Origin of the sequence: Flavobacterium sp. AED (assembly GCF_000812945.1) — a bacterium.
In the GTDB taxonomy this organism is placed as follows: domain Bacteria; phylum Bacteroidota; class Bacteroidia; order Flavobacteriales; family Flavobacteriaceae; genus Flavobacterium.
The window spans coordinates 967,048-982,343 of record NZ_JSYM01000001.1 but is presented as its reverse complement, the minus strand read 5'-3'; the positions used below and the strand labels follow the sequence as shown (position 1 = coordinate 982,343).

11 protein-coding genes are annotated in these 15,296 nt (G+C 34.5%); 2 read left to right on the top strand and 9 right to left on the bottom strand.

Annotation, left to right across the window (positions count from 1 at the left end; all coding sequences use genetic code 11):
• Position 1: 1 nt before the first annotated feature.
• From feoB to OA85_RS04375, 4 genes are all read right to left on the bottom strand, one after another.
• Positions 2-2,104, bottom strand: a complete 2,103-nt coding sequence (feoB, locus tag OA85_RS04390) for a ferrous iron transport protein B (RefSeq protein WP_039108276.1) — start codon at positions 2,102-2,104, stop codon at positions 2-4.
• Entirely contained in the window at positions 2,098-2,340 is a 243-nt protein-coding gene (locus OA85_RS04385; protein WP_039108275.1) for a FeoA family protein, read from the bottom strand. The genes feoB and OA85_RS04385 overlap by 7 nt, the downstream gene beginning before the upstream one ends.
• Before the next feature lie 169 nt (positions 2,341-2,509).
• Positions 2,510-3,175 carry an SCO family protein gene (locus OA85_RS04380; protein ID WP_039108273.1) on the bottom strand — a complete coding sequence of 222 codons (666 nt, stop codon included), beginning with the start codon at positions 3,173-3,175 and terminating at the stop codon, positions 2,510-2,512.
• 136 nt (positions 3,176-3,311) lie between these two features.
• Positions 3,312-5,630, bottom strand: a complete 2,319-nt coding sequence (locus OA85_RS04375) for a TonB-dependent receptor (protein ID WP_039108272.1) — start codon at positions 5,628-5,630, stop codon at positions 3,312-3,314.
• An 854-nt stretch (positions 5,631-6,484) separates the two neighbouring features.
• Between OA85_RS04375 and OA85_RS04365 the strand changes: the two genes are divergently transcribed.
• Entirely contained in the window at positions 6,485-8,548 is a 2,064-nt protein-coding gene (locus OA85_RS04365; RefSeq protein WP_039108270.1) for a M13 family metallopeptidase, read from the top strand.
• 60 nt (positions 8,549-8,608) lie between these two features.
• On the opposite strand, the gene OA85_RS04360 is transcribed toward OA85_RS04365, so the two are convergent.
• From OA85_RS04360 to OA85_RS04340, 5 genes are all read right to left on the bottom strand, one after another.
• Positions 8,609-9,541 carry a DMT family transporter gene (locus OA85_RS04360; RefSeq protein WP_039108269.1) on the bottom strand — a complete coding sequence of 311 codons (933 nt, stop codon included), beginning with the start codon at positions 9,539-9,541 and terminating at the stop codon, positions 8,609-8,611.
• 1 nt (position 9,542) lies between these two features.
• Positions 9,543-10,346, bottom strand: coding sequence for an NAD(P)H-binding protein (locus OA85_RS04355; protein ID WP_039108268.1), 804 nt, complete (start codon positions 10,344-10,346; stop codon positions 9,543-9,545).
• A 12-nt stretch (positions 10,347-10,358) separates the two neighbouring features.
• Positions 10,359-12,680 carry a M28 family peptidase gene (locus tag OA85_RS04350; RefSeq protein WP_052257190.1) on the bottom strand — a complete coding sequence of 774 codons (2,322 nt, stop codon included), beginning with the start codon at positions 12,678-12,680 and terminating at the stop codon, positions 10,359-10,361.
• 100 nt (positions 12,681-12,780) lie between these two features.
• Positions 12,781-13,131 (bottom strand): hypothetical protein, encoded by a 351-nt coding sequence (locus OA85_RS04345; RefSeq protein WP_039108266.1) that lies wholly within the window; start codon positions 13,129-13,131, stop codon positions 12,781-12,783.
• Complete coding sequence (locus OA85_RS04340) at positions 13,128-14,657, bottom strand: bifunctional GNAT family N-acetyltransferase/carbon-nitrogen hydrolase family protein (protein ID WP_039109359.1); 1,530 nt, start codon at positions 14,655-14,657, stop codon at positions 13,128-13,130. Before OA85_RS04340 ends, OA85_RS04345 begins: the two co-directional genes overlap by 4 nt.
• Before the next feature lie 186 nt (positions 14,658-14,843).
• On the opposite strand from OA85_RS04340, the gene OA85_RS04335 reads away from it, so the two are divergent.
• Entirely contained in the window at positions 14,844-15,176 is a 333-nt protein-coding gene (locus OA85_RS04335; protein ID WP_039108265.1) for a single-stranded DNA-binding protein, read from the top strand.
• Positions 15,177-15,296 lie beyond the last annotated feature (120 nt).

Genomic DNA, 15,296 nt, shown 5'->3' with positions numbered 1-15,296 from the left:
TTTATTTTAGAATTTGATAGGCAATCAATGCTATAACATAGGCAAAGCCACTCATGAAAATAAGTTGTCCTAAAGGCCATTTCCAGCTGTTGGTTTCTTTTTTGGTAATAGCTAGTGTACTGGCACATTGCATCGCAAAAGCATAAAATAATAGTAGCGATATCCCTGATGCAAAATTGAATATTTTCTGACCGGTTTCAGGGTTGATTTCGGATGCCATTTTGTTCTTTATGGTGACTTCATTATCGCTTCCGCCAACACTGTAAATGGTCGCTAATGTTCCCACAAATACTTCTCTGGCCGCAAAAGAACTGATAATGGCAATACCAATTTTCCAGTCATATCCCAAAGGAGAAATAGCAGGCTCGATGGTTTTTCCCATTAAACCTATATAAGAGTTTTCTAATTTTTGTGAGGCAACTGCATTGTCAAATTCTGTTTTTGACAGCGGTTTGTCTTTGGTTTTTTCAACTACAATTGTTTCTGCATTATTGAATTTCTCTCCTGGACCGTAGGAAGCCAAAAACCATAAAACAATCGAAATAGCCAAAATGATTTTTCCTGCCCCAAAAATAAATGCCTTTGTTTTTTCGATTACATTAATTCCCACATTTTTGAAAAGCGGTAATTTATAATTAGGCATTTCAACAACAAAGTAGGTTTTTCCTTTTATTTTCAGAATTTTATTTAAAATATAAGCGGAGAAAATAGCCATTCCAAAACCTAGAAGATACAACAACATTAAGGTCATTCCTTGCATATTCAAAATTCCAAAAACGCGCGTGTCAGGAATCACCAGTGCAATAATGATAGCGTAAACAGGTAATCTTGCGGAACAGGTTGTAAAAGGCGTTACTAATATGGTGATGAGTCTTTCTTTCCAGTTCTCTATATTTCGGGTTGCCATAATCGCAGGAATCGCACAGGCTGTTCCTGAAATAAGCGGTACGACGCTTTTACCGGACAAACCAAATTTTCGCATGATTTTATCCATTAGGAAAACTACTCGGCTCATATAACCACTTTCTTCGAGAATGGAAATGAACATAAACAAGAAGGCAATTTGGGGTATAAATATCAAAATTCCGCCAATTCCGGGAATAATTCCTTGCGAAATTAAATTGGTTAAAACTCCAGCTGGTAAATGGTCAGCTGCGAGAGAACTCAACGAAGCAAAAGTGCTATCGATAAAATCCATCGGAATTTTAGACCATTCGAAAATAGATTGAAAAATGACGAATAAGATTAAAAAGAAAATTACATAACCCCACACTTTATGTGTCAGGACACGATCCAGTTTGCTTCGGAAATCTTTAGCGACGGTTTCATCTACTTTTAGTCCTACTTTCAGCACATCATTGATAAACTGATAGCGTTTTATGGTTTCTTTTTGTTGCAAACGCTTTAAATCCGAGTGTGATTTGGTTAACGAGCTTCGGATTTCATTACGATCTAAATTCAAGAAATTTACATCCTGAGTAATGACCAGCCACAACTTATACAACAATTGGTTAGGAAATGTTTTGCGCAACGTATTGAAATATTCAGGATCAATACTGGATGCATTCAAACACGGTTCACTAGAAATCGTTTTGTAGGTGACAATCAATTTTTTTAATTCATCAATTCCAAAACCTTTTCGGGAACTAATCAACGCAATCTTGGTTTTTAGATGTTCTTCGAGATAAGGAATGTCAAGTGTTATTCCTTTATATTCCATTCTATCAGCCATGTTTATGACTAAGATAGTTGGGATTTCTAAATCTTTTATTTGTGTAAAAAGCAGTAAATTACGTTTCAAATTTTCTACATCAGTAACTACAAGGGCTACGTCTGGATATAATTTGTCATTTTTATTCAGTAACAATTCAATAACTACATTCTCATCAATAGAACTGGCATTCAAGCTGTAGGTTCCTGGTAAATCTAGAATATTGGCTTTTACATTATTGGGTAATTTGCAAAATCCAATCTTTTTCTCAACCGTAATTCCCGGATAATTGCCCACTTGCTGGTTTAAACCTGTCAATTGATTGAAAACAGAAGTTTTCCCTACATTAGGATTTCCTATTAAAGCGACATTAATGTTTCGATTGCTTACCATAAGTTGGTTTTCATGATTTCAACTTCGATTTCTTTCGCCGTTTCTATACGAATAGCAACATGTGAACCATTAATATTTAAATATAAAGGATCTCCAAAAGGAGCAATTTGAAGTAATTCTACCATATTTCCGGGTAAACAACCCATTTCTAATAGTTTTAAAGGAACGATATCAATATCAAAATCTTTGATAATGGCTTTTTCGCCTTTTTTGAGGGACTGTATCGTTGTTCGCAAGACTTATTTAGATTGAATTAAGATTGCAAAAGTACATATTATAATGCCAAAACAAATGATAATTATCATTTTTGTAACCTTTTGGGATAAATAAAAGCTAAGAAATGGAGACTGTTTACTGGACTAATAAAGAAAGGAAACGGCTGGAGTCCAATTTTTTAATCGAATTTTATTCGGTACACAAAAAATTAATATCCTCTATCAAGCGTTTCATGTCTTCTTTTTTAGTTCCATCATAAAAACCTCGAACCCGTTTTTTAGTGTCAACCAAAACAAAATTCTCGGTATGAACCATATCATACAACTGATCGGGTCTCCCTAATTTTACGGCCAAATAGGATTTTCTTGCCATCGTGTAAATGGCTTTTTTATCGCCGGTTACTAAGTTCCATTTGCTGTCAACAACTCCGTTTTTTAGTGCATATGCTTTCAAAACTGGTATGCTGTCGACTTCCGGAAATACGGTATGGGAAAGCAACATTACTTTTGGGTTATTGATAATTGCTTTTTGAACTTCAGCTAAATTAGTTGTCATTTTTGGACAAATAGAACCGCAAGTAGTAAAGAAAAAATCAGCCACATATACTTTGCCTTCATAATCCTTTTGAGTAATGGTTTTTCCATTTTGGTTTACAAACGAAAAATCAGCAATGGTATGGTATTTACTGATGTATTGAACGGTACTGTCTACTAATTCCGGGTTTACATCTGAAGGATTATAAATGGGTAGTGTTTTACTTGGTTTTAGAGCCACATAAAACAAGTAAATTGTTATGATAGAAAAGACTAATAAAACACCAAAGAACTTTCGGTATTTATAAAAAATAGATTTCATAAAAGTAATTTGGAGCAAAAATACGAAAAGGTAATTTTAAAAAAGAATCTCTTTTAATTTTATCAAATTTCAATAGCAAAAAAATTGAAAACAGCTGTATTTTTAAGATAAATACTATTGCATTCCTTTATCATTTTTAAAATTTAATGATTAAATTGCAAAATAGTTGTCTTCCATGCTGTAAAAATTGTTTTGGACCACCTATTCTTATATTGGGTTGATAAAATTGGGAATCAAACACATTTGTAACTAGTAATTGTGTAGTAATTTCGGCATCGTACACTTTTATTTTTACATAAGAAAATGTCAAATCAACCTTAGCAAAAGCTGGAATGGTAATTATTTGTGTAACATCCTTATTACCATGCTTTGCTTGAATTTGAGAATAATAATTGATTCTTGAATTGATTGTAAAGTTATCAGTTGCATTAAAAGTCAAACCTCCGGTTATTCTATGGGGATAAACGCCCAGATTTACGGTACTGACACCGGCGTAATCATCAGCATCTTTTTTGACATACGAATAACCAATTTCAGTTCTAATGTTCCCTATTTTATAAAACAATTGGCTTTCAATACCAAAGACATTTATTACATTATCTGAATTTATGAATCCTCCCGTTTCGGTAGGTTCAATAAAATTTGTTGCTATATTTTTGTAGGCAACAATATTTGCTATTAAATTACTTGTAAATGATTGATTAATTCCAACCTCAAAAGTATTCATACGTGCCGGATCAAGTTCATTAACCACATTTTTTGTGGATGAGGCACCAAGTTCAAAAATATTAGGCTCCCGGAAAGCTTGCCCAAAAAGAAATCGTATCGAAGTTTTTTGAAATGGTGTGTAAACTAAACCACTGCGAAAGGTAAGAATGGATTTATAGATATTGTGATAATCAAATCGTCCGCCCAGTGTGATATATAGTTTATCAAAAAGTGTCTTTTGTAATTGTAAGAACAGTGAATTTTTATACTGACGAAAAAATGGCTTGCGCATTCTATTTTCAATAGAGCGTGTTTCATCAAAACTTGGATTTAATTTATCTGTAGAAAGAGCTAAACCTAACAAATCAAACATATCAAAAGTATACCCACCAATAATCGATAAGGTTTGACTTGGAACATAATTTAATTGTATATTTCCTTTATATCGTTTGGAACCTGAACTTGATTGCTGTGAATATGCCATCATAAAATTGTCTTTAATTTCTTGATCCGTAAGGGATAAGTCCGGATTATGCCCGTTTTTCACAAGAGTGTCATAGATAGCATTATCAAAAGTGTAGTTTACCCCCCAAAATCGTTCTTTATAAAATTGAAGTTCTGCATTAATTTTAAGTTTGGCAGTAATTTCTTTTTCTAAACCGGCATAATACAAGGCTAATTGACGGAAATCACTTTGATTAGTGTAATCTAGCGAAATGTTTTCAAGCCCTTTACTGCCTTTAAGCTCATAACCCTCTATTCCCACATAAAAGCCTTTATAAGAAATTTTTGCAGCATAGGGAAGCGACCAGCTAGTCTGTCTAAATTCTTGGTTTACGGGAAACGCTTTAGAAGGAACTCCTTGTCTGAAATTTATGGTGTCTTTTATAAAATCTTTATAATCCCAAAGATTGCTACGGAAATATCTAAAACTCCCGCTAATGCGAAAATCATTTAGATTTCGTCCAAAAACAATGCTTTGAGATTGAGTTCCTTGAGTTCCAATTTCAGTATGATATTCTATTTTATTAAAATCAGGGGAATCATTTTTTGTGATGATATTAATAACACCAACTAAAGCATTTGCACCATAAAGAGCAGAAGCAGGTCCTTGTAGAATTTCAACCTGTTTTATGTTATGCGTTGCAAATTGTGTTGAAATAAATGTTTCGGAAGCAAATAAATTTTGCATTTCCCGTCCGTTTACCAACAGTAACGTTTGCGAAAAATTACTTAAAAAACCACGTTGTCCACCAAAAGTAAAATGGTCGGTTCTTATGGCCACCATACCCGGAACGTTTTCCAATAAATTTGTTAAATCTGTATAACCGTTTTCAATGATATCTTTTTCAGTGACAACATAAATTGTTGCTGGTGCGATTTTCTGATTTTCTGATTTTTTAGAAGCAGTTATGACTTCAACATTCATTAGTTCTTCCAGACTGAGTTCAAAAAAATCAACGCCGGCAATCAATGTTATGTTTAAATTTACCGTATCACTGGTGATTTCAACCACTTGCACTTTGAAATTTTCTTTTGTAAATTCAAGAGTTCCTGTAGCAGCCGGTACTTCAATGGAATACCTTCCTGCCGCATCTGTAACAGTTTTTAGGTCTGTGTTTTTCACACTAATTTCTACACTTTCAATAGGTCTGTTTGTTTTGTCGGTTATTACCCCAGTTACTATTTGTTGTGCAAAAACTATATTTACTGTGAGAACCAATATAATAAATAAAGATTTTTTCATGATTTCTTTTTTTATTAATAATTGATAATTTGTTGGAAAAAAAATGCCTCTTCAGGTAGGACTAAGTAATCTCAATCAATTCCATAAAACATTTTTTCTGTTCCCTTTTACATAACCACTGGCTTTGTTTTATCTCCATTTTTTAGAATTCAACTGTCCTGAAAAATAGTTTTATCGTATTTACAATTTGGTTTTGAGAGTATGCCGATAAATAGTTTTAAGGATGAAGTTAGTATTGTAAAGTATCACATCCTTGGTGATTTCGGCAACTGTTTTTTCATTAAAGAAAACCAAAAATGATTTTAATGCCACAGTATGCTTTTTTGTAATATTGCGACTACAGCGGTTGGATAGCAACCAGTGTTTAAATTTTTCTATTTGTGTTCTTGCTTCTATAGATGGAAGTGTCGTGCTTTCTTCTTATGTTTTATTATCGAATTTATTTTGCAAGTTCTAATCACCTAAAGTTAGGCGCTATCTTGCCGTTTCAAACCTACGACCAAATCCATTTTTTTAAAGAAACGACAAACGGACTTTCACTTCAGTGTTTTATGGGTTTTGCTATTGAAGCTTTTTTTGGTTTTGGCGTATTAAAGTTAGTGAATTTTTTGTTTTGCGTCGCTGTTTTTTGGTGAAAATAGATGAAAAAGCAGCTAAAAAAAATTACCTCTCAATTAAAATAGAAATATAGAGCAGCAAAATTGAAAATACGAAGAGCAAAGTAATTTGATGTAAAATACGAAAAGAAGATCTTGATTCTAAGTATTTAACAAAATGTTGTTCAAGTGTGAAATTTAACAAATATTAAAAATATTATTGATAAGTTTGTGTATACGTCTTAACCATTATAAAAAATGAAAAAACAATTTAGTAAACAGTTTCTTTTTGTGATTCCTGCAATCTTTGGACTCAATGTTAGTAATGCGCAGAATGTTCCAGTGCATTTGCAACCCGGAATTAATCTTTCTAATATGGATACAAAAGTCAGATCTAATGATGACTTTTTTAGATATGTAAATGGAACATGGCTTGATAAAACAGAAATTCCAAATGACAGAACTTCATGGGGAAGTTTTAATGAGTTATTAAAAAAGACCGATAAAGATGCGTTAGCCATCTTGAAAGAGGCTTCTCTAAACCCTCTTTACAAGTCAAATACAGATCAAGGAAAAGCGGTTAATCTTTACAAATCAATTCTGGATACAGTAGCGAGAGAAAAAGAGGGAATAAAACCATTAAAGAAATATTTGGCAAAAATTGATGCCGTAAAAAACATTCAGGATTTACAAAAATTGTTGATTGAAATGGAACCGATTGGTGGTATTGGTTTTTTTGGCGTAGGCGTAGGAGCTGACGATAAAAATAGTACTAAGAATTCGGTTAGTTTGGAAGTTGGAAGATTAGGTTTGCCTGACAAAGATTATTATACTTCAGATGATAAAGATTCTAAAGAAAAAAGAGATAAATATGTACTTCACGTAGAGCGAATGCTCCAGTTTATTGGTGAAAACCCAGCGCAGGCAAAAGCAAGTGCAATCAAGATTTTAGCATTAGAAACGGCAATGTCACAACCTAGATTAGACCGTGTTGAAAGAAGAGACAGTAGATTGCAGTATAATCCGATGACGATTGCCGATTTGCAAAAAATGACACCAATAATCAATTGGAAAAATTATTTTGCGGGGATTGGCTTTTCAAAATTGGATTCCATAATTGTTACCCAACCACGATACATGAAAGCCATGCAAACTGTTTTCAAAGAAAATAAGGTGGCAGATTGGAAAGAATATTTGAAATGGTCTTTACTCAGTAAATCTTCAGGACAATTGACTGCGGCTATAGAAGCGGCTAATTTCGACTTTTATGGTAAAGCCTTAACAGGAGCTAAAAAGCAAAGACCTCGTGAAGAAAAAGCCTTGCAAACGGTAAATAACACAATAGGTGAGGCGCTAGGAAAATTATACGTTGAAAAAATGTTTCCGGCTGAAGCCAAATTCAAAGCGGAGAAAATGATTAAAAATGTTGTTTTGGCGTATCAAAACAGAATAAATAATTTGACTTGGATGTCTGCCGAGACAAAAATTAAAGCAATTGAAAAATTAAATAAAATCACAGTAAAAATTGGTTATCCGGACAAATGGAAAGATTATTCGGCTTTAACGATAATTAGCCCATCTGAAGGAGGAAGTTATTTTGAAAATGTAAAAAACCTTTCCCGTTGGAGTTTTCAAAAAGAGTTAGATAAACTCAACAAACCAGTTGATAAGACAGAATGGGGTATGTCACCGCAAACTGTAAATGCATATTACAATCCTTCTTATAATGAGATTGTGTTTCCAGCGGCTATTTTACAACCTCCTTTTTACAATTATCAAGCAGATGAAGCAGTAAATTATGGTGGAATTGGCGCCGTAATCGGACACGAAATTTCTCATGGATTTGATGATTCAGGAGCGCGATACAATGCCGATGGAAACCTTGTAGACTGGTGGACAGCAGAGGATTTAAAACAATTTACTACTCTTGGAGCGGCTTTGGCTGACCAATACAGTGCTTTAGAGCCTTTGCCTGGAATTCATGTGGACGGAAAATTCACTTTAGGAGAAAACATAGGTGATTTAGGCGGGGTAAATGCAGCTTATGATGGATTACAGATGTATTTAAAAGAGAATGGGAATCCTGGATTAATAGACGGTTTCACGCCTGAACAACGTTTCTTTATTTCTTGGTCTACCGTTTGGCGTACTAAAATGCGTGATGAAGCTTTAAAAAGTCAGGTGAAAACAGATCCGCATTCTCCAGGAATGTTCCGTGCGTATGTGCCAATCCAAAACTTAGATGCATTTTATAAAGCATTTGGAATTCAAAAAGGAGATGGTATGTTTATTGAACCGGAAAAACGAGTAAAAATCTGGTAATGGTTTTAGCTTAATTAGAGATAAAAGTCCCGTTTGTAATTATTCAGACGGGACTTTTGTTTATAATATCTTACTACGCCCTTTTCTTAAAGAATAATTTACCATATACAATCCTGTTAATGTAACCCCACCTCCAATGGCTATTGCAGTTGTAAGTGATTCACCAAAAATAATAGTGCCTAAAATAACAGCCACGATTGGGTTGATATAAGCATAAATGCTATTTATTTCTGCAGGTAGGTTTTGAAGTGCATAGATGAATGCAATGAAAGTAAGAACAGAGCCAAAAATCACTAAATAAGCAATTGATAACCAGGAAATCATAGGAATTGAACTTAAACTTACGGATGTTCCTGTTGCGCCGGTAAAAGCAAAAAGTAAAATACTGGATAAAAACATCTGCAATCCTAAACTAAAATAAGGATTGAAACTGGCTGCTTTTTTCTTAGTATATAAGGTTCCAAACGCCCAGGTTAACGTAGAAATTATTGAAATAAAAATTCCAAATCTAAAATCAGGAAGTAGAAAATCGCTTAAATGATCGTAGAAAATAACACATACACCACCAAAACTGACCACCAGACCAATAACGGCTAATCGTGCCAATCGTTCGCCTCTAAAAAAACTGATAATAACAACCCATAACGGAACAAGAGCGCCTATAATAGCACCTAGACCACTACTGATGTATTTCACGCCCCAAGTGCTTAGTCCGTTGCTTAAAACGAAATTAAGAATGCTGAGAATGATAATAGTTTTCCACTGTTTTCCTTTTGGCCAAGGCGTTTTTTTAAACATAAAAAAGGAAATATAAAGAAACCCACCTATAAATTGTCTGATGCCTGCGAGCTGTAAAGCCGGCATGTGTTTTACTCCTTCTTTTGAAGCGATCCAAGTGGTACCCCAAAAAAAACTAACCCAGCATAACGCTAATATGGGTAAGCCAATGGTGTTTATTTTAGATGAAAAGGCGTTTTTAATTTTAGTTCTCACTTTATAAATTTGGTTTTGTAAAAGTATAATTTAAAATAGTTTCTACTTTATCACTCAAAATAGTTTTTCCTATTGATGGTGCTGAATGATTAAATTTTGGCAAAGCCAAATTCAAACTAATTGCTTTTTGGGTATAATACATTTCTCGTGAAGGATGTGATGGTGTTACCGCATTGAAGGCTTCATCCCAAGAATTGGTCTCGATAATCTTTAGAATAATACCAATGCAATCTTCCTGATGGATTAGATTTATAGGCGCCTCAGGATTATCAAGATTTTCACGCCCCGCCAGAAATTTTATAGGATGTCGGTCCTCACCAATTAAACCGCCAAAACGAATAACAGTAGTTTTGAAGTTTTTATTGCTTTGCAAAAGCTGTTCTGTCTCCAATAATTGTTTTCCACTTTCGGTATCCGGTTGAGGTGCTGTTTCTTCTGAAACGACAGTATGAGTATCTCCATAAACGGAAGTAGAACTGATGAAAATCAATTTGTTGATAGAAGATTTCTCTATAAACGGAATCACATTTCTGATTTTTGAAACGAAGTTTTCTTTTTCTGAACCACGAAGTTTTGGTGGAACATCAACTATCAAAATTTTAGAATCCCCCAGAAAATCGGTTATGTTTCCATCCGTTTTATGCTCTGAAAGCGCAATTAAAAAAGGATTGATTCCTGAATTTTCCAACACTGATAATTTTTCTACTGAAGTCGTCGATCCATTTACTGAAAATCCATTTCTTAATAAGGCTTTCGCCAAAGGCAAACCCAACCAACCACAACCTAGAATGCTAATTTTTGTCATTTTATTTTTAAATTATTTGACTTTTAAACTGTCTTTTACAATCGTCAAACTATCTTTTACAACAGGAGTTACAATGTCATTATTCAAAGTGTTTACAACCACTACTGGACTTGGTTTTATTTTTTCTTTAATCACTACCGCATCATTCAAAACGAAAGGCGTTGGCATCATCCAGTTTTCTCTTTTTGCAATTCCAAATAAAGGATTGGTCATTAAGTCAAAAGAACTTTCCATTAATTCCATGTCAAAAACGGTAGCAATATTTATAGTGAATTGTATTTCCAAAGGCGCATTGTCAACTACATAGTAACTCAATATTTTCTTTCCTTTTCGTTGGTATAATGAATTTTTCTGACCTAAAGAGGTCACGCCGTTTGCTTTAAAATTATGAAAAGCCATTTTTTCATTGGCAAAAATATCATAACGGTTTACTTTTCGGTTCGGAGAAATTTTTATTTTTAAATACCTTTGATTGCCCACAATCCGGTCCTCAAGAAATTCGATACTTGGTTTTTCCAATACTTTTATGGGAGCTTCCGCTTGATATGTAAAGGTAGTATTGTATTTACTTGGCAATGGTGTGTCCTCCATGGCGGTCGCTTCTTTGGGTTTTTCGCCTAAATAGCCTTTGGTCCAGGAATCAAGATTGGTGTCATACGTTACCCAATTGGCTTGGTTCGTATCGGCACTATAGACGTACAACAAGCTGTTTGATTTGGCCTTTCCAAATTCGTATCCTGATTCAGAATGCGCTTTCGCAAAAAAGCCGATAGCGAGTACAAAAAACACGAATGACCAGATTCCCTTTTTGGCGAAAGCCCCAAAAACGGGCAATAATAAACTGAATGTCAATACGGTAAGAATCGCACTTCCAAACAGCACTTTTAATCCCAAACCGATAGGAAACATTTGTATAAATGGCGCTATGATAATCAAAGCAGGAATGCTGCAAATAAGATTTAGTGTTTTATTAGATCTTTGGGTAACAATAAAAACACTAAATATAAATAGCCCAAAGTAAACCGGAATAATCAAAAAGCCTGCACCTTGTAAAGAAAAAGCAAGACCTCCATTGATTAAGATCCATAAAAATAATGGTGCTACATAATGATTCATCGTTACCTTTTTGGCAGAAAATCGGGTATAAAATGCCAAACTTATTGCTAGGGCCAAAAGTACAAATGCAGCGATATAAGCGTGTCCATTATACGTAAATCCGTTGAGTAAATCATTGTATTGTGGGTACACTTTCAGCAACGCTTTCCATCCAAAAAAAGTAATTAATCCAGTAAGGATTAGGGAACCCAAAAATGGAATAAATCCTCTGCCAATTTCCCGGAATGATAAAATGCGTTTGGCTCTTCCTAAAAACAACAGGAAAATAAACAATGCCAGTGCGATTATCACCATTGGCAAAACCCAACTGAAAGGATAACTTATAAAAGTATACGGAATGGTAAAATAAACATCGTCATCAGTAGCTTGTGTGGTGCTCAAATCAGCATTCGAAAAATAATTTAACAAAGGCATTAAATACGTGCCTTGATGCGCTAGAGTATTTTTGTTTAAATGATTGATGTCATCCTGAGCAGTATGGTAATTAAAATGGTCATCTATAAAGGCGAAATTATATCCTTGAATATTGCCTTGCTCTCTAAAAACGGTCAAATCCGTATCATTGGGCAACATTTTATAAATGCTATACATCAAGGAATTTGATACCGGAAAAGTAGCTTTTGCAGCAGCAAATTCTTTCACCAATCCGGCATTTCCTTTGTTAGTTTCCATCAACATATAACTGGGTCCAGAAGAACCGCGTGCTTCAAAATTGAGCGCTAAACCTACTTCTTTTGCCCATTGATGTTGGGTTACAAAAAGTGCTGCGCCATTCAATCCCAATTCCTCGGCATCCGAAAACAGAATGATAATATCGTTTTTATGCGGTGTTTTATTGTACAAGAAAGCACGAACACTCTCTAAGATTGTCGCTACGCCGGAGCCGGCATCACTAGCGCCGTGAGAGTAGGAATGCGGTGCGCTGTCATAATGGGTAAGCAGCAGTAAGGCTTTAGAACTATTGGTTCCTTTTATTCGAGCCAATATATTTTTAGATTTTACCAGATTTCCCCAATCACTCAACGTATATCCTTCTTGAACAGTTGTTTCTAATCCAAGTTTGTTAAGCTCTTTTATGAGATAATTAGCCACGACTTCATGATTTTCGGAACCTACATAATGGGGTTGTTTTGAAATGGCTTTTACTTGGGCCAAAGCCCTTTTGGTCGAAAATTCAGAAAGTGAACCTTCGTCATCCGAAGTCCAATGTGGCATCATTGTAAAGTAAATCAATCCCAGAATGACTAGGATAAATAAACTGGCAAAAATGGAGGAATAATCTTTTTTCATGATTAGGAAGTAGATTGGGGTTGTGGTATTAAATATCTTTTTTGACTAACATATAAAAATCATTGTCCAAAAGCATATAGCCTTGGTCGTACAGAAAATAGTAGGTATTCCCTGTTTTAGTTTGTAAAATATTGGTAAAAAACTCAAAATCAAAACCTTTGCTGAGGAGTTTCGCCCGAGTGGTTTTTGATTTTCCTTCGGTGTTGAGTTCGGATAGAATGCGGTAATTCTTGCGCAACTTATTGTTGATGTTGCGCATAAAATTGGTGCTGTCTTTGTTTATTTTGTTATTGTAAGCATTACGACAACCGTCGCTGCAAAACTTTTTGTCTTCGCGGCCTACAATCTTTTCTCCACATTCTAAGCAGGTTTTATTCATGGATTTATTTTTCTAATTTCATATAAATCAGTTCTACGGTCTTTTAGGATTCTGGCACTTCCATGTTCGTGAAGCTCTTTTAGTAAATTCAAATCGACATCTACAATCAAAGTCATTTCAGTATTAGGGGTCGTTTCCGCTTTTATTCCAGTGCTGGGAAATGCAAAATCCGAAGGTGTAAATACAGCGGTTTGTGCATATTGGATGTCCATATTGTTCACTTTTGGAAGATTTCCCACGCATCCTGCAATCGCAACATAACATTCATTTTCTATGGCTCGGGCTTGTGCACAGTGTTTTACTCTGGTGTAACCACTTTGGGTATCGGTTAAAAATGGGACAAATAAAATATTCATTTCTTCATCGGCCATTAATCGCGCCATTTCCGGAAATTCAACATCATAACAAATCATGATGCCTATTTTTCCACAATCAGTATCAAAAGTTTTAATTTGTGAGCCGCCTTTCATTCCCCAATGCAGTACTTCATTTGGAGTGATGTGAATCTTATAATACATTTCAGAGGTTCCATCTCTTTTACAAAGAAACCCAACATTGTACAAAGTGCCATTTTCTAAATAAGGCATGCTTCCTGAAATGATATTAATATTATAAGAGATGGCGAGTTCCTGAAATTTTTTGCGAATGGGATCTGCGTATTTTGCAAGTTCTCTAATAGCATCTGGTTCCGATAAATGATTGTAATCTGCCATAAGAGGAGCAATGAACAACTCCGGAAAAAGGGCAAAATCACTTTTATAACCGGATATGGCGTCAATGAAAAATTCAGCTTGTTCAAATAAAGCGTCTAAATTTATTAAAGGGCGCATTTGCCATTGAATTAATCCGAGTCTGATGATGCTTTTTTGGGTATTTATTAATTGAGGGCTTTCATCATAATAAATATTGTTCCATTCTAATAGCACTGCAAATTCTTTGGAATCGGTGTCTCCTGCCAAATAGTTCTTCATAATTCTCATCACATGAAAATCATTACTCAACTGAAAGGAAAGCACAGGGTCATGCAATTCTTTTAGTTTTACTTTTTCGATATATTTTTTTGGAGTCAGCTTTTCAGCGTGTTTGTTATAATTTGGAATCCTTCCGGCAAAAACAATAGCCTTTAGGTTTAATTTTTCACACAATTCTTTTCGGGCATCATACAATCGTCTGCCAAGTCGTAAGCCTCTATAATCAGGATGAATAAAAACATCAATTCCATACAGAATTTCTCCTTTTGGATTGTGTGTCGAGAAAGTAAAATTTCCGGTTATTTTAGCATAATTAGGATTTTTGTCCACTAAAACTTCGTCTACAATTAATGAAAGCGCTGCACCAACCACTTTTCCATCGGCTAAAATTACTAATTGCCCTTCAGAAAACAGACTCAGTAATTGCTCAATATCTTGTTCTTTCCAATACGAATCAACCATTTCTGGATAAGATTCCACCATTGATTTTTTTAACTGCTTATAGTCGTCAAACGCTAGATTTCGTAATTCTACTTTTTTTATTTTCGTTTGCATAAGAAGTTGATTTCCATCAAATATAATCAAATATTTCCATTTACAAACGTTTACAAATAGTTACAACCGAAAGTAAACAGTTAGTAACCGAATAATTTTTGGAACCCACCGCATCTTTGCAATGTTGATTTGTAACAATGATTCAACAAATAACTTATATACACTAACATTTAAATTTTACACGCCATGAATGCATTAAGAAACAAAGTACAGTTAATTGGACACGTAGGGAATGATCCGGAAATCAAAACTTTTGACGGAGGAAAAAAATTAGCCAATTTCACTTTAGCGACAAATGAAAGCTATAAAAACGACAAAGGAGAAAAAGTAGAAGAAACCCAATGGCACAAACTGGTAGCTTGGGGAAAAACTGCTGAAATCATAGAAAAATATGTAACCAAAGGAAAAGAAATAGCCATTGAAGGCAAATTGACCCACAGAAGCTACGATGATAAAAACGGAGAAAAACGCTATATTACGGAAGTCGTGGTTAACGATGTGCTTCTTTTAGGGAAATAGTTTTTTAGTGATAAGTCCCCGTTTTCGGTTTCAGTTTACAGATATTGGAATGTTGCAAACTGTGACTGAAAACCAAACAAAAAAACCATCGACAGTCATCGGTGGTTTTTTTTAAATTAA

Excerpts from the sequence above, each read along its gene's own strand:
- OA85_RS04340 (WP_039109359.1), bottom strand. The coding sequence starts at position 14,657 with ATGCAAACGAAAATAAAAAAAGTAGAATTACGAAATCTAGCGTTTGAC.
- OA85_RS04335 (WP_039108265.1), top strand. The coding sequence starts at position 14,844 with ATGAATGCATTAAGAAACAAAGTACAGTTAATTGGACACGTAGGGAAT.
- OA85_RS04355 (WP_039108268.1), bottom strand. The coding sequence starts at position 10,346 with ATGACAAAAATTAGCATTCTAGGTTGTGGTTGGTTGGGTTTGCCTTTG.
- OA85_RS04345 (WP_039108266.1), bottom strand. The coding sequence starts at position 13,131 with ATGAATAAAACCTGCTTAGAATGTGGAGAAAAGATTGTAGGCCGCGAA.
- feoB (WP_039108276.1), bottom strand. The coding sequence starts at position 2,104 with ATGGTAAGCAATCGAAACATTAATGTCGCTTTAATAGGAAATCCTAAT.
- OA85_RS04365 (WP_039108270.1), top strand. The coding sequence starts at position 6,485 with ATGAAAAAACAATTTAGTAAACAGTTTCTTTTTGTGATTCCTGCAATC.
- OA85_RS04380 (WP_039108273.1), bottom strand. The coding sequence starts at position 3,175 with ATGAAATCTATTTTTTATAAATACCGAAAGTTCTTTGGTGTTTTATTA.
- OA85_RS04350 (WP_052257190.1), bottom strand. The coding sequence starts at position 12,680 with ATGATGCCACATTGGACTTCGGATGACGAAGGTTCACTTTCTGAATTT.
- OA85_RS04375 (WP_039108272.1), bottom strand. The coding sequence starts at position 5,630 with ATGAAAAAATCTTTATTTATTATATTGGTTCTCACAGTAAATATAGTT.